24 protein-coding genes and 1 rRNA gene are annotated in these 25,056 nt (G+C 73.3%); 3 read left to right on the forward strand and 22 right to left on the reverse strand.

Annotation, left to right across the window (positions count from 1 at the left end; genetic code table 11):
• The 3 genes from NUM_RS26955 to NUM_RS26965 form a co-directional block, all read right to left on the reverse strand.
• Nucleotides 1–251, reverse strand: a 16S ribosomal RNA gene (locus NUM_RS26955); the annotation flags it as partial.
• Nucleotides 252–914: 663 nt separating this feature from the next.
• Entirely contained in the window at nucleotides 915–2,174 is a 1,260-nt protein-coding gene (gene tyrS / locus NUM_RS26960; RefSeq protein ID WP_207127756.1) for a tyrosine--tRNA ligase, read from the reverse strand.
• Between the two features lie 55 nt (nucleotides 2,175–2,229).
• Nucleotides 2,230–3,105 (reverse strand): NAD(P)-dependent oxidoreductase, encoded by an 876-nt coding sequence (locus NUM_RS26965; RefSeq protein ID WP_207127758.1) that lies wholly within the window; start codon nucleotides 3,103–3,105, stop codon nucleotides 2,230–2,232.
• A 58-nt stretch (nucleotides 3,106–3,163) separates the two neighbouring features.
• Between NUM_RS26965 and NUM_RS26970 the strand changes: the two genes are divergently transcribed.
• The gene (locus tag NUM_RS26970; RefSeq protein ID WP_207127759.1) at nucleotides 3,164–3,565 is read left to right on the forward strand and encodes a MerR family transcriptional regulator; all 402 of its coding nucleotides are present in this window, start codon (nucleotides 3,164–3,166) and stop codon (nucleotides 3,563–3,565) included.
• Nucleotides 3,566–3,616: 51 nt separating this feature from the next.
• On the opposite strand, the gene NUM_RS26975 is transcribed toward NUM_RS26970, so the two are convergent.
• The 8 genes from NUM_RS26975 to argC all read right to left on the reverse strand — a co-directional run bounded on the left by NUM_RS26975 (nucleotide 3,617) and on the right by argC (nucleotide 11,793).
• Complete coding sequence (locus tag NUM_RS26975; protein ID WP_207127858.1) at nucleotides 3,617–4,219, reverse strand: DNA-3-methyladenine glycosylase; 603 nt, start codon at nucleotides 4,217–4,219, stop codon at nucleotides 3,617–3,619.
• A complete protein-coding gene (gene argH, locus NUM_RS26980; RefSeq protein ID WP_207127760.1) occupies nucleotides 4,216–5,658 on the reverse strand; it encodes an argininosuccinate lyase in 1,443 nt (480 codons plus the stop codon). The genes NUM_RS26975 and argH overlap by 4 nt, the downstream gene beginning before the upstream one ends.
• A 72-nt stretch (nucleotides 5,659–5,730) precedes the next feature.
• Nucleotides 5,731–6,270, reverse strand: a complete 540-nt coding sequence (locus tag NUM_RS26985) for an arginine repressor (protein WP_207127761.1) — start codon at nucleotides 6,268–6,270, stop codon at nucleotides 5,731–5,733.
• Nucleotides 6,267–7,271: an ornithine carbamoyltransferase gene (gene argF, locus NUM_RS26990; RefSeq protein WP_207127762.1), complete on the reverse strand. Its 1,005-nt coding sequence runs from the start codon at nucleotides 7,269–7,271 to the stop codon at nucleotides 6,267–6,269. Before argF ends, NUM_RS26985 begins: the two co-directional genes overlap by 4 nt.
• On the reverse strand, nucleotides 7,268–8,491 hold the full coding sequence (locus tag NUM_RS26995; RefSeq protein WP_207127859.1) for an acetylornithine transaminase: 1,224 nt from the start codon (nucleotides 8,489–8,491) through the stop codon (nucleotides 7,268–7,270). Before NUM_RS26995 ends, argF begins: the two co-directional genes overlap by 4 nt.
• Nucleotides 8,492–8,574: 83 nt before the next feature.
• Nucleotides 8,575–9,519: an acetylglutamate kinase gene (gene argB, locus NUM_RS27000; protein WP_207127763.1), complete on the reverse strand. Its 945-nt coding sequence runs from the start codon at nucleotides 9,517–9,519 to the stop codon at nucleotides 8,575–8,577.
• The gene (gene argJ, locus NUM_RS27005) at nucleotides 9,516–10,694 is read right to left on the reverse strand and encodes a bifunctional glutamate N-acetyltransferase/amino-acid acetyltransferase ArgJ (RefSeq protein WP_225918879.1); all 1,179 of its coding nucleotides are present in this window, start codon (nucleotides 10,692–10,694) and stop codon (nucleotides 9,516–9,518) included. Before argJ ends, argB begins: the two co-directional genes overlap by 4 nt.
• A gap of 85 nt (nucleotides 10,695–10,779) precedes the next feature.
• The gene (argC, locus tag NUM_RS27010) at nucleotides 10,780–11,793 is read right to left on the reverse strand and encodes an N-acetyl-gamma-glutamyl-phosphate reductase (protein ID WP_207127861.1); all 1,014 of its coding nucleotides are present in this window, start codon (nucleotides 11,791–11,793) and stop codon (nucleotides 10,780–10,782) included.
• A 295-nt stretch (nucleotides 11,794–12,088) separates the two neighbouring features.
• Here argC and NUM_RS27015 point away from each other — a divergent pair, with 295 nt between their 5' ends.
• Nucleotides 12,089–12,787 (forward strand): glycosyltransferase family 2 protein, encoded by a 699-nt coding sequence (locus tag NUM_RS27015; protein ID WP_207127764.1) that lies wholly within the window; start codon nucleotides 12,089–12,091, stop codon nucleotides 12,785–12,787.
• Complete coding sequence (locus NUM_RS27020; RefSeq protein ID WP_207127765.1) at nucleotides 12,784–14,559, forward strand: hypothetical protein; 1,776 nt, start codon at nucleotides 12,784–12,786, stop codon at nucleotides 14,557–14,559. Before NUM_RS27015 ends, NUM_RS27020 begins: the two co-directional genes overlap by 4 nt.
• An 11-nt stretch (nucleotides 14,560–14,570) precedes the next feature.
• Here NUM_RS27020 and NUM_RS27025 read toward each other — a convergent pair whose 3' ends face one another.
• The 11 genes from NUM_RS27025 to hisG all read right to left on the reverse strand — a co-directional run bounded on the left by NUM_RS27025 (nucleotide 14,571) and on the right by hisG (nucleotide 25,023).
• Nucleotides 14,571–14,993 (reverse strand): hypothetical protein, encoded by a 423-nt coding sequence (locus NUM_RS27025; RefSeq protein ID WP_207127766.1) that lies wholly within the window; start codon nucleotides 14,991–14,993, stop codon nucleotides 14,571–14,573.
• 30 nt (nucleotides 14,994–15,023) lie between these two features.
• Nucleotides 15,024–15,914, reverse strand: a complete 891-nt coding sequence (gene sigJ, locus NUM_RS27030) for an RNA polymerase sigma factor SigJ (protein ID WP_225918880.1) — start codon at nucleotides 15,912–15,914, stop codon at nucleotides 15,024–15,026.
• A gap of 159 nt (nucleotides 15,915–16,073) precedes the next feature.
• Nucleotides 16,074–18,569 (reverse strand): phenylalanine--tRNA ligase subunit beta, encoded by a 2,496-nt coding sequence (pheT, locus tag NUM_RS27035; RefSeq protein WP_207127767.1) that lies wholly within the window; start codon nucleotides 18,567–18,569, stop codon nucleotides 16,074–16,076.
• A gap of 3 nt (nucleotides 18,570–18,572) precedes the next feature.
• Nucleotides 18,573–19,634, reverse strand: a complete 1,062-nt coding sequence (gene pheS / locus NUM_RS27040; RefSeq protein ID WP_207127768.1) for a phenylalanine--tRNA ligase subunit alpha — start codon at nucleotides 19,632–19,634, stop codon at nucleotides 18,573–18,575.
• 272 nt (nucleotides 19,635–19,906) lie between these two features.
• Nucleotides 19,907–20,779 carry a TrmH family RNA methyltransferase gene (locus NUM_RS27045; protein WP_207127769.1) on the reverse strand — a complete coding sequence of 291 codons (873 nt, stop codon included), beginning with the start codon at nucleotides 20,777–20,779 and terminating at the stop codon, nucleotides 19,907–19,909.
• Between the two features lie 14 nt (nucleotides 20,780–20,793).
• The gene (gene rplT / locus NUM_RS27050; protein ID WP_030446102.1) at nucleotides 20,794–21,165 is read right to left on the reverse strand and encodes a 50S ribosomal protein L20; all 372 of its coding nucleotides are present in this window, start codon (nucleotides 21,163–21,165) and stop codon (nucleotides 20,794–20,796) included.
• Nucleotides 21,166–21,256: 91 nt separating this feature from the next.
• Nucleotides 21,257–21,451, reverse strand: a complete 195-nt coding sequence (rpmI, locus tag NUM_RS27055; RefSeq protein WP_207127770.1) for a 50S ribosomal protein L35 — start codon at nucleotides 21,449–21,451, stop codon at nucleotides 21,257–21,259.
• Nucleotides 21,452–21,503: 52 nt separating this feature from the next.
• Entirely contained in the window at nucleotides 21,504–22,061 is a 558-nt protein-coding gene (gene infC / locus NUM_RS27060; protein WP_030446104.1) for a translation initiation factor IF-3, read from the reverse strand.
• Nucleotides 22,062–22,449: 388 nt separating this feature from the next.
• Nucleotides 22,450–23,001, reverse strand: coding sequence for a PH domain-containing protein (locus tag NUM_RS27065; RefSeq protein ID WP_370467067.1), 552 nt, complete (start codon nucleotides 22,999–23,001; stop codon nucleotides 22,450–22,452).
• 31 nt (nucleotides 23,002–23,032) lie between these two features.
• Entirely contained in the window at nucleotides 23,033–24,181 is a 1,149-nt protein-coding gene (locus NUM_RS27070; RefSeq protein WP_207127771.1) for a DMT family transporter, read from the reverse strand.
• Entirely contained in the window at nucleotides 24,178–25,023 is an 846-nt protein-coding gene (hisG, locus tag NUM_RS27075) for an ATP phosphoribosyltransferase (protein ID WP_207127772.1), read from the reverse strand. Before hisG ends, NUM_RS27070 begins: the two co-directional genes overlap by 4 nt.
• Between the last annotated feature and the right edge of the window lie 33 nt (nucleotides 25,024–25,056).

The raw sequence follows: 25,056 nt of genomic DNA on the forward strand, positions 1-25,056 counted from the left end.
CAACAAGCTGATAGGCCGCGAGTCCATCCCCAGCCGGTAAAACCCTTTCCACACCATCCCATGCGAGACAATGTGAATACCCGGTATTAGCCCCGGTTTCCCGGGGTTATCCCGAAGCTGAAGGCAGGTTACTCACGTGTTACTCACCCGTTCGCCGCTCGAGTACCCCCGAAAGGGCCTTTCCGCTCGACTTGCATGTGTTAAGCACGCCGCCAGCGTTCGTCCTGAGCCAGGATCAAACTCTCCACCAAAAACTTGAAGAAAATCCCAGCAACACACCCAACCCCCAAAAAAACAAGGGCCAGGCGAACTGCATCAAAGGAACCCCACCACAACCAACCACAACGGCCAGCCATGGCAACGGGGCAAAACTAATGCACTGGCTTTTCAACACCCTGTTGAGTTCTCAAGAAACAAACGCACACCTAAGACAACCACACACGTGGAAAACCCTAGGGGCTTGTTCCATGTTGCTATGTTGCCCGTGAGAGAACCGCCGCGCTAAGCGGCCTCGCTCTCTCTTAGGCCTCCCCAGAGTAGCTCACCCGTTTCTGGGCTCTCACCTGGGGGTCGCAGACCGGCCTTCCAAGTCTCGTGCAAGATCAAGATCTTGCACGTCGACCGGCTCGTCCGGCTTCCTGCGGTGTTCCAGAGTACATGGTCGGTGTCGCGGATGCAAACCCGGCTTCCCGGATCTCTTCCGCACCGCCCGACGATCGTGTCTTCCAACCTGATCGCCGCCCCGGGCCGGCCACCGGCCGCTCTCGCGTCCGGCCCTGTCCGTGTTCCCCGTGGGCAAGAAGTAAGTTACGCGATCCATGATCGGCTCGTCAAACCGGGGGGCGGTGTCCCCGCTCACACATCGGTGTCGTCCGTCCACATCGGACGGACGACACCGACGAGGTGGGTCGGCCTCAGCGGGTCAGCTGCACCCCGGCGACCGTGCGCTTGCCTCGGCGCAGTACCAGGAAACGGTTGTGCAGCAACAGGTCCGGCGCCGGTACGGCGTCCGCGTCGGTGACCCGTTCGTTGTTGACGTACGCCCCGCCCTCGGTCACCGCACGCCGCGCCTCGGACAGGCTCGCGCACAGGCCCGACTGCTTGAACAGGGTCGCCACGTTGGGCAGCTCGGTCACCTCGAGCAGTCCCGCCTCGCGAAGCGCCGCGTCCACAGTGGACTCATCCAGCTCGCCGAGCTGTCCACGGCCGAACAGCGCCTGGCTCGCGGCCACCACCTGCTCGGTCTCGTGGGCACCGTGTACCAACGTGGTCAGCTCCTCGGCCAGGGCCCGCTGGCCGGCGCGGGCCGCCGGCCGCTGCGCGGCGGACGCCAGGATCTCCTCGATCTCGCCGTGCGAGCGGAAGCTGAAGCAGCGCAGGTACCGGTCGACGTCGGCGTCGGCGGTGTTGAACCAGAACTGGTAGAACGCGTACGGGCTGGTCATGGCCGGGTCGAGCCAGACCGACTGACCGTCGGCGGTCTTGCCGAACTTGGTGCCGTCGGCGCGGGTGATCAGCGGCGTGGTGAACGCCTGGACCGTGGCGCCCTGGCGGCGGCAGTAGTCGACCCCCGCGGTGATGTTGCCCCACTGGTCGGAGCCACCGAACTGCATGGTGCAGCCGTACCGCCGGTGCAGCTGGTAGAAGTCGTTGGACTGCAGCAGCTGGTAGCTGAACTCGGTGAAGCTGATCCCGCCGGCGGCGAGCCGGGCCCGGACGATCTCGCGGGAGAGCATCTGGTTGACCGGGAAGTGCTTGCCCACGTCGCGCAGGAACTCCACCACCGACATCTCGGCGGTCCAGTCGAGGTTGTTGACGGCACGGGCCGCGAGCTCACCGGAGAAGGTGACGAACGGGGCGAGCTGGCCCTGCAGCCGAGCCACCCAGCCGGCCACCACGTCCGGCGCGTTGAGGGTGCGCTCGCCGGCGTCCTTCGGGTCGCCGATCAGGCCGGTCGCGCCGCCGACGAGTACCAGCGGCCGGTGACCGGCCTGCTGCAGGCGCCGCGCGGTGAGGATCTGCACCAGGTGGCCGATGTGCAGGCTCGGTCCGGTGGGGTCGAACCCGACATAGAACGTCACCGGCCCGTTGGCCAGGTGCTTGGCCAGTTCGTCGGGGTCGGTGCTGTCCTTGATGAGACCTCTCCACTGGAGGTCGGCAACGATGTCGGTCACGGTGGTGATTGTTCCGCATCCGGCGCGGCGCCGGCGAGGTAGTTCGGCAGGTCGGTCAGCGAGGTACGGACAGGGCGAGACGGCCGAGCCCGGCGTCACCGTGGCCGGCCGCGACGGCGCGGTCGACCAGCGCCAGCATCGCGTCGAGCGCACCGGTGTCCAGCTCGTGCGCTCGGGCCGTCTCGGTGACGTGCCGGATGGCCGTCGCGGCGGAGCCGATGGTCGACACCTCGCCGGGGAACTCCCCCGCCTGCAGCTGCCGGGCCGCCCGATCGATCATCTCGGGCAGCAGGCCGCCGATACCACGGGCGTACGGGGCGAGGTCGGTCGGCGCGATCTGCTCCGCGCGGGCCAGCGCGAACGAGTGCGCGATGCCGTGCACCGCGGTCGCGAACAGGTCGAGCAGGGCCATCTCGTACGCCGCGGCCCGGCCGGGGTCGCCACCCAGGTACACCGCGCGGCCGCCCAGCGCGGCCAGCGTCGGCCGGTGTACCGAGAAGAGCTCGTCGGGTCCGCTGTAGAGCACGGTGCCGGCGTCGGTGCCGATCGTGGGGGTCGGGGTGAGGATCGCGCCGTCCAGGTAGGCGATGCCGTGCTCGCCGGCCCAGGTGGCGAACGCGCGCGCCTCGTCCGGCCGCCCGGAGCAGAGGTTGACCAGGGTACGGCCGGTCCAGTCGGCTCCGGTGAGGTCGAGCACGCCACGCAGCGCGGCGTGGTCCCGGACGCACGCCACGATCAGCGGCGACGCGGCCACGGCGGCGGCCACGGTGGTCGCCGGGGTGGCGCCGCGATCGGCGAGGGCGGCGGCACGGCCGGGGGTGCGGTTCCAGATCGTGGTGCGGTGGCCGGCGGCGAGGAACGCCGTGGCGAGCGCGGTACCCATCGGGCCCAGTCCGAGCACGCTGACCGGCGGGGCGGTGGTGTCTGTCATGTCGCGACGCTAAGGGTTGACGTTGACGTGAGGGTCAAGAGTTGGTCGACTGGGTCACATGGAGATCGGGGACCTCGCCGCGCCCAGCGGCGTGAGCCGGCGCGCACTGCGGTACTACGAGGAGCAGGGGCTGCTCTCCCCGGCGCGACGACCGAACGGGTACCGCGACTATCCGGAGTCCGCGGTACGCACCGTGCGGCAGATCCAGGTGCTGCTGGCCGCGGGGCTGGGTACCACGGTGATCGCGGAGATCCTGCCGTGCCTCGCCGACCCGACCGTCGTCCGGGTACCGGTGTGCCCGGAGCTGATCGACGGACTCGGCGCGGAGCGGGACCGCATCAGCGCGTCGGTGGACCGGCTGCTCGCCGCCCGCGAGATCCTCGATGCGCTGATCGCGAACCGGGACCGGCCGTTCGCCGCGTCCCTGGCCGATCTCGACGCGGCCGGCGCCAGCGCCTGACCGGAACGCCCGCCGACGACCCCGCGCGGTCGGCGGCAGGCGTGGGCGGCGTCAGCGGCGGCGGGGCACGTGCCGGCGGTACGGGCTGACGGTGCGGTCGCCGGTGATCCAGAAGCGCCAGGGCACGTCGTGGGCGGCGGCCACGCCGACCCGGGGGCCGGCCGAGACCGACCCCGGCGGTACCGGAGTGGTGGGTGGGGTGAGCCGCAGCGGGCCGGTGCCGTCGATCACCGACGTGCCGTTGACCTCGGCGCCGATCGCGAGGGCTCGGCCGAGCCGGGCGGGGCCGCGGGCCAGGTCGCGGTCGGTGGCGTTCGGCCGGCGCTGCCGGGCCAGTTCGACGCCGTCGACGACCTCCCCGGCGCGCAGCAGGATCGCGGCCGCCTCACCGTCGGCGCCGCAGACGATGTTGAAGCACCAGTGCGCGCCGAAGATGAAGTACGCGTAGGCGATGCCGGCGGGGCCGAACATCACCGCGTTGCGCGGGGTACGGCCGCGGTGTGCGTGCGAGGCCGGGTCGCCGCCGGCACCCGCGTACGCCTCGACCTCGGTGAGGCGCAGCCGGACGCCGTGCGCGGTCAGTTGCCAGCCGAGCAGGGCACGCGCGGTGGCGTCGACCTGCTCGGCCGGGGCGGACAGGAACCGGTAGCTCAGCGCGGCACCACCTGGGTGTCGGCCCAGTCGCGCCAGCCGGTCAGCCTCCCGGCCAGCGCGGTCAACTGGTCGGTGACCGGACCGGGGCCGGTGGATCCGGGCGTGGTCCGGGCGGCGAGCGCACCCGGCACCGACAGCACCTCGCGTACCTGCGGGGTCAGCTGGTCGCTGACCGCGGCGAGGTCGGCGTCGGACACCTCGTCCAGGGCGCAGCCGCGGGACAGGCACAGCGCCACCAGGGCGCCGGAGATCTCGTGCGCGTCGCGGAACGGCACGCCGCGGCGGACCAGCCAGTCGGCGACCTCGGTGGCCAGGGTGTAGCCCTTCGGTGCCGCCGCGGCGAGCACGTCGGCCCGTACGGTCATGGTCGCGACCAGGCCGGTCAGCGCGGGCAGCAGCACCTCCAGGGTGTCGATCGCGTCGAAGACCGGCTCCTTGTCCTCCTGGAGGTCGCGGTCGTAGGCGAGCGGCAGCGACTTGAGCGTGGCGAGCAGCCCGGTCAGGTTGCCGATCAGCCGGCCGGACTTGCCCCGGGCCAGCTCACCGACGTCCGGGTTCTTCTTCTGCGGCATGATCGACGAGCCGGTGGCGAACGCGTCGTCCAGCTCCACCCAGCCGAACTCCTGCGAGGTCCACAGCACGATCTCCTCGCCGAGCCGGGACAGGTGCACCCCGATCAGCGCCGCGTCGAACAGGAACTCGGCGGCGAAGTCGCGGTCGGAGACCGCGTCGATGGAGTTCTCGCACGGCGCGTCGAACCCGAGCTCGGTGGCGACGGCGGCGGGGTCCAGCGGCAGCGACGAGCCGGCGAGCGCGCCGGCGCCGAGCGGGCTGCACGCGGCGCGGGTGTCCCAGTCGGCGAGCCGGTCCAGGTCACGGCCGAACGACTGGACGTGCGCGAGCAGCTGGTGGCCGAACGAGATCGGCTGCGCGTGCTGCAGGTGGGTCATGCCCGGCGCCGGGGTGTCGACGTTGTTGCGGGCCTGCTCGGTGAGCGCCTCGACCAGGTCGACCAGCCGGCCGGCCAGACCGCGGACGTGGTCGCGCAGGTACAGCCGCAGGTCGGTGGCGACCTGGTCGTTGCGGCTGCGACCGGCGCGCAGCTTGCCGCCGAGGGTGCCGAGCCGCTCCAGCAGGCCGCGTTCCAGCGCGGTGTGCACGTCCTCGTCCTCGACGGTCGGGGTGAACTCGCCGGCCGCGCAGGCCGCGGCGAGGTCGTCGAGGGCGGCGAGCATCTTGCCCAGTTCGTCGGCGTCGAGCAGGCCGGCACGGGCCAGCACCCGGGCATGCGCGCGGGAACCGGCGATGTCGTACGGCGCGAGGCGCCAGTCGAAGTGCACCGACAGGCTCAGCCGGGCCAGTGCCTCGGCCGGGCCGCCGGCGAACCGGCCACCCCACAGCCGGGTCGGTTCGGTCGCGTTCTGCTGCTGTTCGCTCACGCCGCCATTCTTCCTGGGTGCGATGGATGGGTACGAGCTGGCCTCGCGGCACCGCGGGCGCGGCCGCCCGGCTCAGCTCTCGGGCTCGTCGGTGCCGCCCCAGCGCAGCAGCTGGGCGGCCAGGTCGGCGCCGGTCAGCGGCTCGCGGGCGATCACCGCGATGGTGTCGTCGCCGGCGATCGTGCCGACCACCTCGGGCAGCCCGGACCGGTCCAGCGCGCTCGCCAGGAACTGCGCGGCCCCCGGCGGGGTACGCAGCACCGCCAGGTTGCCGCTCGCGTCCGCGCCGGTGAGCAGCTCCCGCAGCAGCCGCTGCAGCCGGGCCGGCGCCTGCTCGGCCGGCCGCATCGGCGGACCGCCCTCCTCCGGCAGCAGGTAGCTGGACGCGCCGCCGTCGGTGCCGCGCACCTTGACCGCGCCGAGCTCCTCCAGGTCCCGGGACAGGGTCGCCTGGGTGACGGTGATGCCGCTGTCGGCCAGCAGCTGCACCAGCTCGGTCTGCGACCGCACCGTACGGGTGCGGATCAGCTCGGCGATGCGGGCGTGCCGGGCGGCCTTCGTCACCGGCCGCGGCGCGGTACCGGCGTCGCCGTCCCGGATGCCGGTCGTCATGTCACGCTCCCCCGCGCCGGATCCGCCGGCGTCCCGCCGGTCGGTTCGTCGGCGTCCGCCGGCAGTCCGGCGCCGGCCTGGACGGCGTCGTCGAGCAGCCAGGCGAGCAGCGCCTTCTGCGCGTGCAGCCGGTTCTCCGCCTCGTCGAAGATCGCCCCGGCCGGGTCGTCCAGGATCTCGTCGGTGATCTCCTCGCCGCGGTGCGCCGGCAGGCAGTGCAGCGCGAACGCGCCGTCCGCGGCGGCGGCCAGCAGCTCGGCGTTGACCTGGTACGGCAGGAACGGGGTGATGCGGTCCCGGCCGTCGTCCTCCTGGCCCATCGAGGTCCAGGTGTCGGTGACGAGCACGTCGGCGCCGTCGACCGCCTGCTTCGGGTCGCTGAGTACGGCGGTGGAGCCGCCGGTGCCGGCGGCGATCCGGTTGGCCTCGGCGAGCACCGCCTGATCGGGCCGGTAGCCCTCCGGGCCGGCGATCCGGACGTGCATCCCGGCGGTGGCGCCGGCCAGCAGGAACGAGTGCGCCATGTTGTTCGCACCGTCACCGAGATAGGTCACCGTGCTGCCGGCGAGGCTGCCGCGGCGCTCCCGGACGGTCTGCAGGTCGGCGAGCAGCTGGCAGGGGTGGAAGCCGTCGGTGAGCGCGTTGACCACCGGTACCGACGAGGCGGCGGCGAGCTCGGCCAGCCGGTCGTCGCCGAAGGTACGGATCACGATCGCGTCCACGTAGCGGGACAGTACCCGGGCGGCGTCGGCGACGGTCTCGCCGCGGCCGAAGTGGGTGCTGCGGGCGTCGATGATCAGCGGCTGGCCGCCGAGCTGCGCGATGCCGACCTCGAACGAACTGCGGGTGCGCAGCGACTGCTTCTCGAAGATCACCGCGACCGCGCGGCGCGCGAGCGGGGTGAACCCGTACCGGTCGGCCTTGTACGCGGCGGCCAGGTCCAGGACCTGCGCCTGTTCGGCCGGGCTGAGCGCGTCGTCGCGCAGGAAGTGGCGGGTCACTGGGTACCTCCGGCGGTGTCGGTGGCGGTGTCGGTGGCAGCACCGTCGCGGGCGCCGGTGCCGTCGGCCGGCGCGCCGGCCGCGTCGAGGGCGGCCGGCAGCGCGGCGAGGAAGCCGTCCGCCTGCTCGGTGGTGAGGGTCAGCGGCGGCGCGAGGCGCAGCACGTCCGGCTGGCACGGGTTGACCAGGAAGCCGGCCTCGCGCAGGGCCGCCCCCGCCGCCGGGGCGACCGGACCGGTCAGCACGATGCCGAGCAGCAGGCCGGCACCGCGCACGCCGGCCACCGCCGGATGGTCGAGAGCGGCGACCCCGTCCCGGAGGTGCTCGCCGAGCGTCTTGGCGTGGTCGAGCAGGTGTTCGTCGGCGATCGTGGCCAGCACCGCGAGGCCGGCCGCGCAGCACACCGGGTTGCCGCCGAACGTCGACCCGTGCGAGCCGGGCGGCAGCAGCGCCGCGACGTCGCCGTACGCGGTGTCGGTGAAGGCGACGCAGGCCCCGAGCGGCAGGCCGCCGCCGAGCCCCTTGGCCAGCGTGACGACGTCCGGTCGTACGCCCTCGGCCTGGTGGGCGAACCAGTGGCCGGTGCGGCCGATGCCGGTCTGGATCTCGTCCAGGCACAGCAGCGCGCCGTGCGCCTCGGTGATCTCCCGGGCCGCGGTCAGGTAGCCGGGCGGCGCGGGGATCACGCCGGCCTCGCCCTGGATCGGCTCCAGGATCACCATCGCCGTGTCGTCGGTGACCGCGGCGGCGAGCGCGTCGGTGTCCCCGTACGGCACGTGGGTGACCTCTCCGGGCAGCGGCGCGAACGCGGCCGCCTTGCTCGGCTGGCCGGTCAGCGCGAGCGCGCCCATGGTACGGCCGTGGAAGGCGTCCACGGTGGACACGATGTGGCGGCGGCCGGTGCGCCGGGACAGCTTGAACGCCGCCTCGTTGGCCTCGGTGCCGGAGTTGGCGAAGTACACCTGGCCGGGCCGGTCGAACAGCGCCAGCAGCCGCTCGGCGAGCGCCACCTGCGGCGGGTTGGCGAAGAAGTTGCCCACGTGGCCGAGCGTCGCGATCTGCTCGCTGACCGCCGCGACGATCGCCGGATGCGCGTGGCCCAGCACGTTGACCGCGATGCCGCCGAACAGGTCGAGGTAGTCGCGGCCGTGCTCGTCGGTGACCACCGCGCCGTCGCCGCGCACCAGCGCCACCGCCGGGGTGCCGTAGTTGTGCAGCATCGAGGCGTCCCAGCGCCCCACCAGATCGCCGCCGGCCGGTGCCGCGGTGGCGCCGGTCGCGGCCGGTGTCGCCAGCTCGTCGGTCACGATTTCTCCCCGTTGTCGTCGCCGGGCACCACCATGGTGCCGAACCCGGCGGAGGTGAACACTTCCAGCAGGATCGAGTGCGCCACCCGGCCGTCGATCACGTGCGCCTGCGGCACCCCGCCGCGTACCGCGCGCAGGCACGCCTCCATCTTCGGCACCATGCCGGCTGCCAGGTCCGGCAGCAGGGTGGCGAGCTCCTCGGCCGGCAGCCGGGAGATCAGGCTGTCGGTGTCCGGCCAGTTCGCGTACAGCCCGGGTACGTCGGTGAGCACCACGAACTTCTGCGCGTCCAGCGCCACCGCCAGCGCCGAGGCCGCGGTGTCGGCGTTGAGGTTGTGCACCACCCCGCCGGCGTCCGGTGCGACGGTCGAGACCACCGGGATCCGGCCGCTCGCGAGCAGGTCGTCCACCACTCCGGTGTCCACGGTGGACACATCGCCGACCAGGCCGAGGTCGACCTCGTCGCCGTCGACCAGCGCGGTACGCCGGACCGCGGTGAACAGCTGCGCGTCCTCGCCGGAGATGCCGACCGCGAGCGGGCCGTGCTCGTTGATCAGCCCGACCAGCTCCCGGCCCACCTGACCGACCAGCACCATCCGGACCACGTCCAGCGACTCCGGCGTGGTGACCCGCAGGCCACCGCGGAACTCGCTCGGGATGTCCAGCCTCGACAGCATCGACGAGATCTGCGGCCCGCCGCCGTGCACCACCACCGGCCGCAGGCCGACCCGGCGCAGGAACACCATGTCCGCGGCGAACGAGCGGCGCAGCTGCGGGTCGGCCATCGCGTGCCCGCCGTACTTGACGACCACGGTCGCGCCCTGGAACTCCGCCAGCCACGGCAGCGCCTCGGTGAGCACCTCGGCCTTGGCCATCGCGACCGCGAGCTTGTCGCTGGTCGCCGACTCGCCCGCACCGGCGGGAACCACCACGTCGGTCATGTCGAGTACGCCGAGTTCTCGTGCACGTAGCCGTGCGTCAGGTCGTTGGTCCACACCGTCGCCGCCGCGGACCCCGCGCCCAGCCGTACGGTGATGCTCACCGCCCGGCCGGACAGGTCGACACCGGCCCGGTCGTCGGCCGCCGCGCCGCCCCGGCAGATCCACACGCCGTTGATCGCCACGTCCAGCTCGTCCGGCCGGAACCGTGCCTCGGTGGTACCGATGGCGGCGAGGATGCGGCCCCAGTTCGGGTCGTTGCCGAACAGCGCGGTCTTCACCAGGTTGTTGCGGGCGATGGCGCGGCCCACCTCGACCGCGTCGTCCTCGGTGGCCGCGTCGACCACCTCGATCGTGACGTCCTTGGTGGCGCCCTCGGCGTCGGACAGCAGCTGCCCGGCGAGATCGGCGCAGGCCGCGGTGACCAGGTCGGTCAGCTCCGCCGGGTCGGCGCTGACCCCGGACGCGCCGGAGGCGAGCAGCAGCACGGTGTCGTTGGTGGACAGGCAGCCGTCCGAGTCGACCCGTTCGAACGTGACCCGGCACGCCTCGCGCAGCGCGTCGCCCAGCACGTCGGTGTCGGCGACCGCGTCGGTGGTCAGCACGCACAGCATCGTGGCGAGCGCCGGCGCGAGCATGCCGGCGCCCTTCGCCATGCCGCCCAGCACGTACCCGTCGCCGTCCAGCCGGACCTGCTTGGCCCTGGTGTCGGTGGTACGGATCGCCTCCGCCGCCGCGCCGCCCCCGGTGCGGGACAACGACTTCGCCGCGGTGTCGACCCCGGCGAGCAGCTTGTCGACCGGCAGCCGTTCGCCGATCAGGCCGGTGGAGCAGACGGCCACGTCGGCCGGGCCGATGCCCAGTCGCGCCGCCACGTGCTCGGCGGTGGCGTGGGTGTCGCCGAAGCCCGCCTTGCCGGTACAGGCGTTGGCGTTGCCGGAGTTGAGCACCACGGCCTTCACGATGCCGGCGGCGAGCACCCGCTCGCTCCACAGTACCGGCGCGGCCTTGACCCGGTTGCGGGTGAACACGCCGGCCGCGGTGGCGTCCGGGCCGTCGTTGACCACCAGCGCCACGTCCGGCGCACCGGACGGCTTGATCCCCGCGGTGGCGCCGGCGGCGCGGAAGCCGGCCGGCGCCGTCACCCCGACCTCCAGCCGCTCGTCGTGCGTGCTCACGAGCCCTCCTCCTGCGTCGCGACGTTCCCGTGGTACCGATCCCGCGGCGCGGTGCTCCCGCTGGCTTCGCTTGTGCCGCAACCGATCACGGCGCCACCCCGTTCGCCGTCAGGCCGGCGGCCTCGGGCAGGCCGAGCATCAGGTTGGCGCACTGCACGGCCTGCCCGGCGGCGCCCTTGCCCAGGTTGTCGATCGCGCTGACGGCCACGATCCGGCCGGCGTCGCCGTCGACCGTGACCTGCAGCTGGCAGCCGTTCGAGCCGAACGTGGCGGCCGTGTGCGGCCAGGCGCCGTCCGGCAGCAGCGTCACGAACGGCTCGTCCGCGTACGCCTGCGCGAGCACCTGCCGCACGTCGTCGGCACCGGCGGTACCGGTCGGCCGGGCGGTGACGGTGGCCAGGATGCCGCGCGGCATCGGCGCGAGCAGCGGCGTGAACGACAGCGACCGGGCGCCGGTGGCCTGCTTGATCTCCGGCGTGTGCTGGTGGGTACCGACCTTGTAGGCGGACACGTCGTTCAGCACCTCGCTGCCCAGCAGGTGCGGCTTGGCGGCGCGGCCGGCTCCGGAGGTACCGGAGGCGGCGACCACCACGACGTCGTCGGGGTCGGCCACCCCGGCGGCGATCAGCGGCGCCAGCGGCAGCGTGCTCGCCACCACGTAGCAGCCGGTGGCGGCGACCCGGTCGGCGGCGGCGATCGCCGCCCGCTGGCCGGGCAGCTCCGGCAGCCCGTAGGTCCAGGTGCCGGCATGCTCGCCGGGGTAGTAGCGGGTCCAGTCGGCGGGATCGGCGAGCCGGTGGTCGGCACCCAGGTCGACCACCTTGACGCCGGCCGGCAGGGCCGCGGCGAGCGCGGCCGAGTGCCCGTGCGGCAGTGCGAGGAACACCAGCTCCGCGTCGGTGAACTCGGCCGGTTCGGTCGGCCGCAGCGGCACTCCGGACAGCGTCGCCAGCTGCGGATGCAGGTCGGTGACCGCCCGGCCGGCGCTGCTGTCGGCGGTCGCCGCGACGAGGTCGAGGCCCGGATGCCCGGCGATCAGGCGCAGCAGCTCACCCCCGGCGTACCCGCTCGCTCCGGCCACGGCCACCCGTACACCCACGACAACCTCCCGCATGTCTATGCAACGCACTGTATCACGATGCGACCCGGGCTTCCGGTTACCCACGCCACGTCGAGCCCGGCAAGCGGCCCGTAAAGAGGTACCGAGATGTCGGCAGCTCGGACCGCCGGAGCCCACGTCGTGGTTACGATCAAGGCGATGCGGCTCAGCACGCGGAGTGCCGGTGAGTTCACCTCACGGGGTGCAGGGGAGGCCGTTCGTGTCCGGCCGGGACGCTGCCTCGGGCAGCCTGGAGACGCAGGCCCGGCGAGCAAATTCGGTTGGGGTGTTTCCAGTGCGCCTGTCGATCCTGATGCCCGTCTACAACGAGGACGAACGGGTCATCACCGCCATCAAGCAGACCCTGGAGGTCAGCTACCCGTGCGACGTGGAACTGCTCGTCGTCGACGACGGCAGTACCGACCGCACCGGTGAGCTGCTCGACCACTTCGTCGATCCACGGGTACGGGTGGTGCACCACACCGTGAACCAGGGCAAGGGTGCGGCCATCCACACCGGGGTGAGCGAGGCGACGGGCGACTACATGGTGGTCCTGGACGCCGATCTGGAGTACGACCCGCGCGACATCCCGAAGCTGCTCAAGCCGGTACGCGACGGGCAGGGCACGGTGATCTACGGCAACCGCAACTTCGGCGGACACGCCGCCTTCTCGTTCTGGTACGTGATGGGCAACAAGGCGATCACCACCGCGGCGAACATCCTGTACAACTGCTACCTGTCGGACCTGGAGACCTGCTTCAAGCTGATGCCCACCCGGCTGTACCGGGAGCTGGACATCTCCTCGCACGGCTTCGGGATGGAGGCGGAGGTGACCGGCAAGCTGCTGCGCCGGCACATCCGGCCCTACGAGGTGCCGATCAACTACTCCGCCCGCAGCCGGGCCGAGGGCAAGAAGATCACCTGGCTGGACGGGGTGAAGGCGCTGGGGATCCTGGCCCGGCAGCGACTGACGCCGGTGCCCCGCGCGCGGTGAGTCACCGGCTGGCCGACGAACGCGCCCCGGACGCGTCCACCGAGGACCCGACCGGGGCGCCGGCACGCCGTTGGCCGGGCCACCTCGCGGTCCTGCTGTGTTACGCGGCGCTGGCCTACTGGGTCACCAGCCGGCTGTGGGTCGCGCCGCAGACCCGGGTGCTCGCCGACAACCGCAACGACCAGCCGTTGATGGAGTGGATGTTCGCGCACGGCGCCTACGCGCTGACGCACCTGAGCAACCCGCTGCTGGCCGACTCGGTGCAGGTACCGCACGGCGCCAACCTGATGGCGAACTCGTCGGTCGTGCTGCCCGCCCTGATCCTCGCCCCGGTCACCCTCGCGTTCGGCGCGGCGACCACGTTCGTCCTGTTCACCGGGCTGTGCCTGGCCGGCACCGCGGCCGCGTGGTACGTGCTGTTCCGGCGCCGGCTGACCGGCTCGGCGCTCGCCGCCGGGCTCGGCGCCGGGCTGATCGGCTTCGCGCCGGGCATGATCTCGCTGTCCAACGCGCACGTGCACATCACCGCCCAGTTCCTGGTGCCGTTCGTGGTCGCCTGCGTACTGCCCTCCCCCGGCCCGCCGCGGCCGGTGCGCCGCGGCGCGCTGCTCGGCGTGCTGCTCACCGCGCAGCTGCTCACCGGTACCGAGGTGCTGCTGTTCACGGTGCTCGGGGTCGGGGTGTTCGTGCTGCTGTGGGCGGCCCTGACCCCGTCCGCGGTACGGCCTGCGCTGCCGGGCTTCGCCGTCCGGATCGGCGTGGCCGTGGCGGTGTTCGTGGTGCTCGCGGCCTACCCGCTGTGGGTGCTGCTGGCCGGGCCGAACAGCTACCACGGCACCCCGTGGGACATCGGCATGTACGGCACCGACGTGGCAGCCTGGCCCTGGTTCAACGCGTTCTCGCTGCTCGGTGGCGCCGCGCAGGCCGGCCGGGTCTACTCCGGCAACGCCACCGAGCAGACCGCATTCCTCGGCCCGGGACTGCTGGTGCTGGTCGCGGGGCTGGTGTGGTGGCTGCGCCGGCGCCGGACCGTGCTCGCGCTGGCCGCGACCGCGGTGCTGTTCGCGGTCGGCAGCTTCGGTACCGAGATCGTCGTGCTGCGCACCCACACGGGGGTCACCGGGCCGTGGGCGCTGGTTGCCCGGCTGCCGCTGGTCGAGCAGGCGATCCCGGACCGGCTCGCGCTGGTGAGCATCGCCGCGTTCGGCGCGATCCTGACCTGCGGGGCCGACCGCGCCGTGCGCACCGGGCTGCCCCGGCCGCTCTGGCTCGCCGGGTACGCGGCGGCGCTGGTCCCGCTGCTGCCGACCGCGCTGCCGGTCACCCACCGGCCGCCGATCCCGCAGTTCTTCACCGCCGGCAGCTGGCGCGACCACGTCCGCCCCGGCCACAGCGTCCTCGCCGTACCGACCACGTTCGCCACCGACCGGCTGTCGATGCGCTGGTCGTCCGGCACGAACGCCGAGATGGCCGTACCGGACGGCGCCGTGATGATCCCCGGCCCGGACGGCCGGGCGCAGTGGGGCACCCCGCGCAGCCGGCTCGCCAGCACGGCGGCGACCGTCTCCCATACCGGCCGGGTACCGAGTGTCGACGACGCCGACCAGGCCCGGGCGCACAGCGACCTCGCCGCCGGCCGTACCGACTGCGTGGTGCTGGATCCGGCCGCGCCGCACGGCGACGCGGTCCGGCGCACCCTGGACCGGCTGCTGTCGGTACGGGCCCGCTACGCCGGCGGCGTCTGGTACTGGGACGTCCGCCCCGCCCGCTGACCGGCAGCGCGTCAGGTGGCGTGGTCGGTCCGGGGGGCGAGCGGGAACAGCAGGGCGACGCCGAGCAGCGCGCTGACGCCCAGGCTCACCACCGCGCCGACCTCGTCGAGGGTCGAGCCCACCAGGTGCGTGACGTGGAAGCCGAAGTGGAACACCCCGAACACCACCCAGCCCAGACCCGCGACGCGCCCGACGGTGGCGGTACGGGCCACGACCCCGGCGATGCTCACCGCGGTCAGCGCCAGGTACATGCTGCCGACGTCGCGGATCAGGTGCTCGTCGAAGGCGCCCGCGATGTCGATCCAGTGCAGGCCGAACCCGGGAAACGACGAGTAGAACGCGGCCGGGAAGAACTCCGCCCAGACCCCCACGTAGCCGCCGAGGATCGCGGTCGCGGCGAGCAGGCCGCGCCGCAGCGCTGTGTTGGTGTACATACCCTCAGGACGACACGCTCCGCCCCGATGTCAGGCGTCCTTCGCCGGATTCCACCGCGAGAGCTTGTCCGGGTTGAGCACCAGCCGCACCTCGGTGACCGCCTCGCCGGCCACCGCGAGCGTGACGACGCCGATCACGGTGGCGTCGGTCACCAGGGCGAAGCCCAACCCGTCGGCGGTCTCCCGTTCGACCACCTCGACCTGCGGGCGCCCGGCGAGCGCACCGAGCAGGAACCGGGCCACCCGGTCCGGGCCGTACACCGGGTTGCGCGCCGCGGTGACCCGGCCGCCGCCGTCGGAGCGCAGCACCACGTCCGGCGCCAGTACCGCGGCCAGCGCGCGCAGGTCACCGCCCCGGTTGGCCGCCGCGAACGCCCGGACCACCCGGTCGTGCTGCTGCCGGGACACCCGGAAGGTCGGTTCCCGCCGGACCCGGGCCCGGGCCGAGCTGGCCAGCTGCCGGCACGCCGCCGGCGACCGGCCGACGATCTCTGCGATCTGCGCGAACGGCACCGCGTACACGTCGTGCAGCACGAACGTCACCCGCTCCGCCGGCGTCATCGCCTCCAGCACCAGCAGCAGCGCGGTACTCACCGAGTCGTCCAGCGCCGTCCGGGCGACCGGATCGGTGTCCGGGTCGCCGAACTCGGTCGCCGGCACCGGCTCGGGCAGCCACTGCCCGACGTAGCGTTCCCGCCGGGCCCGGGCCGACCCGAGCAGGTCCAGGCAGATCCGGCCGGCGACCCGGGTCAGCCAGCCGCGCGCGCTGCGGATCTCGTCCCGCGCCGGCTGGTCCATCCGGTACCAGCGGGAGTAGGTCTCCTGCACCACGTCCTCGGCCTCGGCGACCGTGCCGAGCATCCGGTACGCCAGCGCCAGCAGGTGCGCTCGCTCCCCGATCACCTCGGCGTCGGCCGCCACGCCCCCATTCTGGCCGACGCCGCCGCAGCACGACCGGTGGCCGCGCCGGACACCGCCCCGGTCACCGCCGCGCGCCCCGAAGCACGGGCACGGCGCGGCCGGACCCGCCGGGTCCCGGAGCACGCGGACCGGGCCCGGCGCGGCCGGAACGCGTCGGGGTCAGGCGCCGCGGAGGGCGGCGCCGACCCGGCGGGTCGCCTCGGCCACCGCGGCGTCCCGGGCGGTCACCGCCTCCTCGGCGGTCAGCGTCCGGTCCCCGGCCCGGAACGTCAGCTTGTACGCGAGCGACTTGCGTCCCGCGCCGAGCTGGTCACCGCGGAAGACGTCGAACAGCCGGATCGACTCCAGCAGCTCGCCCGCGCCACCGACGAGCGCGTCCTGCACGTCGGCTGCCGGTACCGCGTCGTCGACCAGCAGCGCCACGTCGATCAGCGCCGGCGGGTAGGTCGAGATCGACGGCGCCGGCACCGGCTCGCGGGCCGGCAGCGCGGACAGCTCCAGCTCCATCGCCGCCGTACCGCGGGGCAGCTCCAGCGCCTGGCACACCTCCGGATGCAGCTCACCGGCGTGTCCGACGACGACGCCGTCGACGGACAGCTCGGCGCACCGGCCCGGGTGCCACGGCGCGTGCCGATCGGCCCGTACGGTCAGGGTGACGCCGGCGGTGGCCGCCACCAGCCGGGCCGCCGCGAGCGCGTCGGTCCAGTCCGCCACCCGGCCCTCGCCCCACCAGCCGGCCCGCTGCACCTCGCCGGTGACGACGGCCGCCACCCGGTACGGCTGGCGCGGGACCACGGCGAGCGCCGCGGCCAGTTCTGCGTCGGTGGGCCGCCGATCGACCGGCAGCGCTGGCACTTCGGTCGGGGTGTCGGCCGCCGGCCGGAACACCAACCCGGACTCGAACAGCGCCACGTCGCGCTGGCCGCGGGCCAGGTTGCGCCGCAGCGTCGCGAGCAGCGTCGGCAGCAACGTGGTGCGCAGCAACGGTTCCCGCTCCGAGATCGGGTTCGCCAGCCGCACCGCGAGCCGGCGCGGATCGTCGTCGGGCAGCCCCAGCGCGTCCAGCGACTCCGGGCTGACGAACGGGTAGCTGAGCACCTCGACGTAGCCGGCCTCGGCCAGCGCCCGCGCCACCGACCGGCGGCGCCGCTGCGCGCCGGTCAGCCCGTTGCCCGCCACCACCGGCGGCAGCACCGACGGCACCTTCTCGTACCCGTCGAGGCGGACGACCTCCTCGACCACGTCCACCGGGTCGACCAGGTCCGGTCGCCAGGTCGGCGGGGTGACCGCGAGCGTCTCGCCGTCCACCGCCACCCGCGCGCCGACCGCCTCGACCAGCTCCACCACCCGCGGCAGCGGGTAGTCGACGCCGACCACCCGGCCCGGCAGCGATGCGCTCAGCAGCACCGTCTCCGGCGGTACCACCTGGTCCACGTCGACGACCTCGGCGCCGGCGGTGCCCCCGCCGTACTCGACCAGCAGGTCCACCGCGCGCTGCAGCGCGGCCAGGGTGATCGCCGGGTCGACGGCACGCTCGAACCGCTTCGACGCCTCGGACAGCAGCCGGTGCCGGCGCGCGGTGCGGCTGATCGACGCCGGATCCCAGTGCGCCGCCTCGAACAGCACGTCGGTGGTGGCGTCGCCGACCTCGGTGGTCGCGCCGCCCATCACCGCGGCCAGCGAGATCACCCCGGTGTCGTCGCAGATCACCAGGTCCTCGGTGGACAGTTCCCGGTCGACGTGGTCGATCGTGGTCAGACGCTCGGCCGCGCGGGCCCGGCGCACCACCAGGTCACCGGTCAGGGTGGCCGCGTCGAACGCGTGCATCGGCTGGCCGAGCTCCACCATCACGTAGTTGGTGATGTCGACCGGCAGCGAGATCGACCGGATCCCGGCGTGCGCCAGCCGCCGCACCATCCACTGTGGACTCGGTGCGGCCGGGTCGATCCCGGTCACCAGCCGGGCACTGAACCGGTCGCAGCCGGCGGCGTCCTCGACCAGGATCCGCCGACCCGCCGACGCCTGCGCCGAACCGGCGGTCGCCGGCCGGTCCGCCGGGTCGCGGTACGGCACGTCGAGCGCCCGGGCCAGCTCCCGGGCCAGGCCGCGAACCGACAGCTGGTAGCCGCGGTCCGGGGTGACGGACAGGTCGAACACCACCTCGTCCAGCCCGACCACCGGCCGCGCGTCGTCGCCCGGTGCGGCCGCGGTGTCGGCCGGCAGCACGATGATGCCGTCGTGGTCGTCGCCCAGCCCGAGTTCCCGGGCCGAGCAGATCATCCCGGCCGACAGCTTGCCGTACGTCTTGCGCGCGCCGATGGTGAACTCGCCCGGCAGTACGCCACCGGGCAGGATCACCACGACCAGATCACCGACCGCGAAGTTGCGGGCGCCGCAGACGATCGACTGCGGTTCGCCGGTGCCGTTGGCGGCGCCGACGTCGACTTGGCAGTACCGGATCGGCTTCTTGAACCCGGTCAGCTCCTCGATGTCGAGCACCGTGCCGACCACCAGCGGCCCGCGCACGCTCGCCGCGAGATCGGTGATCTGCTCGACCTCGACACCGAGGGTGGTGAACGCCTCGCCGACCTCGGCCGGCGCCAGCTCGTCCGGGATCTCCACGGCCTCCCGCAGCCAGGACAGGGGTACCAGCACGGCTCAGACCTCCATCCCGTACGCGCGGCTGAACCGCACGTCGCCCTCGACGATGTCGTGCATGTCGCTCACCCCATACCGGAACATCAACGACCGGTCGATGCCCATCCCGAACGCGAACCCGGAGTAGCGCTGGGGGTCGATGCCGCACGCGGTCAGCACCCGCGGGTTGACCATCCCGCAGCCACCCCACTCGACCCACTGCGGCCCGTCCCGGTGCTCCGGGAACCAGATGTCGTACTCCGCCGACGGCTCGGTGAACGGGAAGTAGTGCGGCCGGAACCGCGTCCGCGCGTCCGGGCCGAACACCGACCGGGCGAAGTGGTCGAGCGTGCCGCGCAGGTGCGCCATGGTGATGCCCTCGGCCACGACCAGCCCCTCCACCTGGTGGAACACCGGGGTGTGGGTGGCGTCCAGCTCGTCGGTGCGATACACCCGGCCGGGGCAGATGATCGCGATCGGCGGGGTGCGGTCGAGCATCGTCCGCACCTGGCCCGGCGAGGTGTGGGTGCGCAGCACCAGCCCCGGCGTCGAGGTGTAGAACGTGTCCATCTCGCCGCGTACCGGGTTGTCCGGGCCGATGTTGAGCGCGTCGAAGTTGAACCAGCTCGACTCGGCCTCCGGCCCGTCGACCACCTCGTAGCCCATCGACACGAACAGGTCGCAGATGCGCTCGATCAGCACCGGCAGCGGATGGCGCGCGCCCAGCGGCGCGCGGTCGACCGGCAGGGTGACGTCGACGGTCTCCTCGTCGAGCACCCGCTGCCGCTCGGCCGCTTCGATCGCGGCGTGCCGGGCGTCGTACGCGGCCTGGATCGCGGTGCGGGCCGCGTTGACCCGCTTGCCCGCGTCGGACTTCGCCGCCGGTGGCAGGCTGCCGATCTCCCGGCGGGCCAGCAGTACCGGCGCCCGGTCGCCCAGGTGCGCCACCCGGGCGGCGGCCAGCTCGTCGGCGCGTTCGGCGGCCGCGAACGCCTTCTCCGCGGCGGTCACCGCCGCGTCGAGGGAGGCCGGGTCGAGCAGCGTGGCCTCCTTCGGGTCGTACGGATCATTGCGATAGGACATGACTCTCCCGGTAAGGCCCCGAAACGGGATTGCTGACGCCCGGCGACCGATCGTGTTCGACGGGTACGCCAGCGCCAGAGTCTACGGATGCCGACCGCGCGGCTTCGCCGCAGCCCGCCCAGCGTGCCGGGCGAGGAAACTCCTTCGCCCGCGCTAGGCGGGCCGGCTAAACGAGCGGCGCCGGGAGTGGCCGCCCGCGTCGGGGCCGGAGTGGTGCCGGTGCGGCGGGCACGCCGAGCGGGACGGACGTGCGGCCCACGACTCGGCCATCGTCATCGCCCCTCGGCGTCGGTGCTGCTCGGCTCGGCGGCGCCCCGCGGGCGCTGCGCACGGGCCGAAGTGTACAGGCACACCGCCGCGGCGGCAGCCAGGTTCAGGCTCTCCGCCCGGCCGTGGATCGGCACCCGCACCCGGGCGTCCGCGGCCGCGGACAGCTCGGCGGACAGGCCGTGCGCCTCGGTACCGAACAGCCACCCGGTCGGCACCGCGAACGCGCCGGCGTCCGCCAGCTCGTCCAGATCCTGCGCCCCGCGCAGGTCGGTGGCCACCACCCACAGCCCGGCCGCCCGCAACGCCTCGACGACGGCCACCGGCTCGCCGCCGCGGACCACGTCGAGGTGGAACACGCTGCCGGCCGAGGACCGGACGCACTTGCCGTTGTAGACGTCCACGCTGTCGTCGGTGAACACCACCGCGTCGGCGCCGGCGGCGTCCGCAGTGCGCAGCACCGTACCGGCGTTACCGGGGTCGGCGATGCCGGCGAGCACCACGACCAGCCGCGGTCGGCGCGCCAGCACCGCGTCGAGCCCGACGTCGCGGTACCGGCAGACGGCGACCAGGCCCTGCGGGGTCCTGGTGTCCGCCAACGAATCCAGCGCCCGGTCGGTCACCGTGGACACCCGTACCCCGGCGTCGGTCGCCACCTCGACCAGCGCGGCGTACCGGGACAGCGCCTCCTCGGTACCGAACAGCTCCTCCACCGCCGGCTCCCCGACGGCAAGGGCCTCGGACACTGCCTGCGGCCCCTCGGCGAGAAACCGCCGCGCCTCGTCCCGGCGGGAGCGGCGCAACAGGGCCCGGGCACGAACGACCCGGGGTGTCCGCTCGGTGTGCACCGTGCCGACGTCCCCGGGTCGTTCGATCATGGAGCTGGCGCCGCTCAGGCGGCGTCGGCGGCGGGCACCGCCTGGTGCGCCACCGCGACCAGCGCGGTGAACGCCTTGGCGTCGCTGACCGCGAGCTCGGCCAGCACCTTGCGGTCGACCTCGACACCGGCCGCCTTCAGGCCCTGGATGAACCGGTTGTAGGTCATCCCGTTCGCGCGGGCCGCCGCGTTGATCCGGGTGATCCACAGCCGGCGGAAGTCACCCTTGCGCGCCCGGCGGTCCCGGTACGCGTAGGTCATCGAGTGGAGGACCTGCTCCTTGGCCTTGCGGTACAGCCGGGAGCGCTGGCCGCGGTAGCCGCTGGCCGTCTCCAGCATGGTCCTGCGCTTCTTCTGGGCATTCACTGCCCGCTTGACGCGTGCCACGGGTCTTCTCTCCTGCTCACTGCTCAGACGTCGACCACCGGCCGCCAGCGGCGGTGATGGTGACGCGGGGAGGCGGATCTGGGATGACTGGTCAGCGACCCAGCAGCCGCTTGATCCGATTCACGTCGTTCTTGGCGAACTCCTTGGTGCCAGCGAGCCGGCGCATCATCGACGACGGCTTCCACTCTGCGTAGTGGCGCCGGTTCGCGCGCTCGTGGAGCAGCTTGCCGGACCCGGTCACCTTGACCCGCTTGGTCGTGCCCGAGTGGCTCTTGTTCTTCGGCATCGAGGTTTGTCTCCTTGACGTCGTCCCCGCCGAGACCGGCGGGGACGGGTTACTAACTGGCGTCTGCGCCCGGCTCGTCCGGCGACGCCTGACCGCCCTGGCGCGCGGCCTCCTTGGTGGCACGATGCGGCGCGACCACCATGATCATGTTGCGGCCGTCCTGCTTGGGGGCCGACTCCACGTAGCCGAGCTCGTCGATCTCCTCGGCGAGCTTGCGCAGCAGCCGGAACCCGAGCTCGGGCCGGCTCTGCTCGCGACCACGGAACATGATCGTGATCTTGACCTTGTCTCCGGCCTTGAGGAACCGCACGACGTGACCCTTCTTGGTCTCGTAGTCGTGCGAGTCGATCTTCGGTCGGAGCTTCATCTCCTTGATGACGGTCTGCTGCTGGTTGCGCCGCGCCTCGCGCGCCTTCAGTGCGCTCTCGTACTTGAACTTGCCGTAGTCCATGAGCTTGCACACCGGAGGGCGCGCCATCGGCGCGACCTCGACCAGGTCCATGTCCACGTCCTGGGCCAGCTTGATCGCCTGGTCGAGCGGGACGATTCCGACCTGCTCTCCCTCAGGGCCGACCAACCGGACCTCGCGTGCGCGGATCTGGTCGTTGATGCGTGGCTCGGCGCTGATGTGGCCTCCTCAACTCGGTGCCTGCCAACCGCCGATGGTCGGCGGTTCCGGCCCGCCGCGGCGCGGCGGGCCCACCAAGCGGCACCCGACCACACGAAAGGGCCCCGGCGATCACGCCGAGGCCCGCTCGAACCGGTCATGCCAGCGGCAAGGCCGCCAGCAACCGCCCAACCACGCCGTGGCCGGACGATCGGACCGGACCCGGACGCCGCAGCGGCGACTCGGGTGGGAGCGGGGCTCCACTTGGTGTCCTGTCAACACTACCTGTGACTCCGCGAACCGACACATGGTCGGCCACGAAGGCACGCCCGACCAGTGTAGCGGCCCGTCCGGGAAACCCGACGGCGGCCCCCACCGGGCGCCGGACCGGTCAGGAGGTGCGCGGTCCGGGGCCCGACGGTCCGCCGGCGCCGGGCCGGCCGCCGGAGTGCCCGGTGGCGCCGCCGTGCGCGGCCAGCAGCCGGCGCAGCGCCCGCACCGCGTCCAGCGCGTACTCCTTGTCGCTGGCCTGGATGGCCATCACCGCCACCTCGTCGTCGTCGGCGAGCTCCAGGCTCGCCCACGGCGAGCTGCGGTTGAACTTCACCGCGCGCACCACGTCCCAGGGCAGCTGGTAGCCGCCGATGATGTTGCGGATCCGCACGCCGTCGGCGTCGGCCCGCACCCGGGGCCGGGCGATCGCCATGATCCCGAGCCCGATCAGCGCACCCAGGATCACCATCGCCACCTGGTCGCCGCGGTGGAACACCCCGCCACCCTCGGTCTTGCCGGTCAGCGCCGTCGCGGTCGACGCGAAGACGACGAAGATCGCGATCGCCGCGATCGTGCAGATCCAGCGCACCTTGCGCGGCCGCACGTCCACGTCCGGGGTGGCCGACGTGCCGGCGGCCGGCGAGATCGGATGACTCGCGTCAGCACTCACACGTCGAGTCTGCCTCGCCGGGCCGGCCGGGTCACCGGCGGGTCCGACCCGACGCGACTCCGGACAGCAGCACGGCCGCCACCGTCAGCGCCGCCCCGACCAGTACCGTCGGGGTCGGGTGGGCGCCGCCGGGGACGAACCGGTCCAGCAGCAGGCCGCCGACCAGCTGGCCGGCGACCACCGCGAGACCGGTACGCAGCACCCCCAGGGTGCGGATCGCGAGCAGGTTCGCGCCGGTCACGACCAGCGCGAGGACGCCACCCAGGTACAGCCACCAGGTGCCGCCGGGCGGGTGCGCCGGCAGGGCGCCGAACGCCCCGAACACCCCGGTCGCGAGCGACAGCACCGTCGTACCGACCAGCGCGTTGACCAGCGAGGCGGAGCCGACGTCGCGGGCGACCAGGTTGACCCGGCCGTTCAGCGCGGACTGCACGGCCAACCCCAGCCCGAGCAGCAGGACGAACCCGACCAGCCCCACCGCGACCTGACCGACCGGCCGGCCCAGCTGCGCGACCGCCACCGCGACGACCGCGAGTGCCGCGCTGCCCAGCCGTACCGGGCTGACCGGCAGCCGACCCGTCGGGCCCAGGCCGATCCGGTCGGTGACGATGCCGCCGATCGAGGTACCGCACACCTGGACCACGGTGACCATCGCGACGCCCAGGATCGGGACGGTCAGGGCCGAGCCGGCCACGAACAGCGCGCCGAACGCGCCACCCAGGTACTGCCAGGGCCGCAGCCGGTCGTGCCGCAGCCGGCGCAGCCCGGCGCGTACCGCCGGCAGCGCGCAGGCCGCCACCAGCAGCAGCAGGGTGGCGAGGCCGTTGGAGATCAGCGCGGCCAGTACCGGGGTGCCGATGCGCTGCGCGAGCGCACCGTTGACGATCCCCTGAGCGGCCGAGCAGGCGCCGCCGACCAGTGCGATCGCCACCGCCGCCGGCGCCGGCAGCAACCCGGCGGCAACGCGGCCGAGCCGGCCGACCGGCGGCCCACCGGCCGCCAGCCGCGGCTCCCGCCGGGCCGGGTGTGACCCGACCGGCTGCCCGCCGCGCCGGACCGGCGAGCGGACCTGCTGTCCCGCAACCTCGGCATCGACCGACTGCGGTGATCCGACCGGCCGCGCCGTGGCCTCCGCGCCGGTCGGCCGCGGCTCGTCGTCCCGGTCGGGCGATCGGGTCACAGCCGGCAGGCGCTGATGTCCGTGGCGAGGATGGCGCGGGCACCCACCTCGTACAGCTCGTCCATCACCCGCTGCGCGTCGACCCGGGCGATCATCGCCTGCACCGCCACCCAGCCCTCGCGGTGCAGCGGCGAGACGGTCGGCGCCTCGATGCCCGGGGTCAGTTCGGACGCCCGGTCCAGGTGCTCGACCCGCACGTCGTAGGCGAGCATCACGTACCGGCGGGCGACCAGCACGCCGGACAGCCGCCGGGTCAGCTGGGTGACCGCACCGTTGCCGGTCATCCCGGACCGGCGCACCAGTACCGCCTCGGAGCGCAGCAGCGGCTCGCCGAACGGTTCCAGCCCGGCCTGGCGCAGCGTCGCGCCGGTGGACACCACGTCGGCGACGATGTCGGCGACACCCAGCGCCACCGCGTTCTCCACCGCGCCGTCGAGCCGGATCACGTGCGCCGAGACGCCGGCCTCGGCGAGCTGTCGGTGCACCACACCCGGGTACGAGGTGGCGATGCGCCGGTCGGCGAGCTCGGCCAGCGCGGTCACGGTGCCGGGCCGCGCGGCGTACCGGAAGACCGAGCCGCCGAAGCCCAGTTCGAGGATCTCGTCGGCCGGTGCGTCGGAGTCGATCAGCAGGTCGCGGCCGGTGATGCCGAGATCCAGGTCGCCGGAGCCGACGTAGGTGGCGATGTCACGCGGGCGCAGGTAGAAGAACTGCACCGAGTTCGCCTCGTCGGTGCAGGTCAGATCCTTGTCGGTACGGCGCTGCCGGTAACCGGCCTCGCGCAGCATGTCGATGGCGGGCGCGGACAGCGACCCCTTGTTCGGTACCGCGATGCGCAGCATGGGACTACTCCCGGGCGAAGGTGGTGGACGGAC

The organism is Actinocatenispora comari, from assembly GCF_017312725.1.
Classification (GTDB): domain Bacteria; phylum Actinomycetota; class Actinomycetes; order Mycobacteriales; family Micromonosporaceae; genus Actinocatenispora; species Actinocatenispora comari.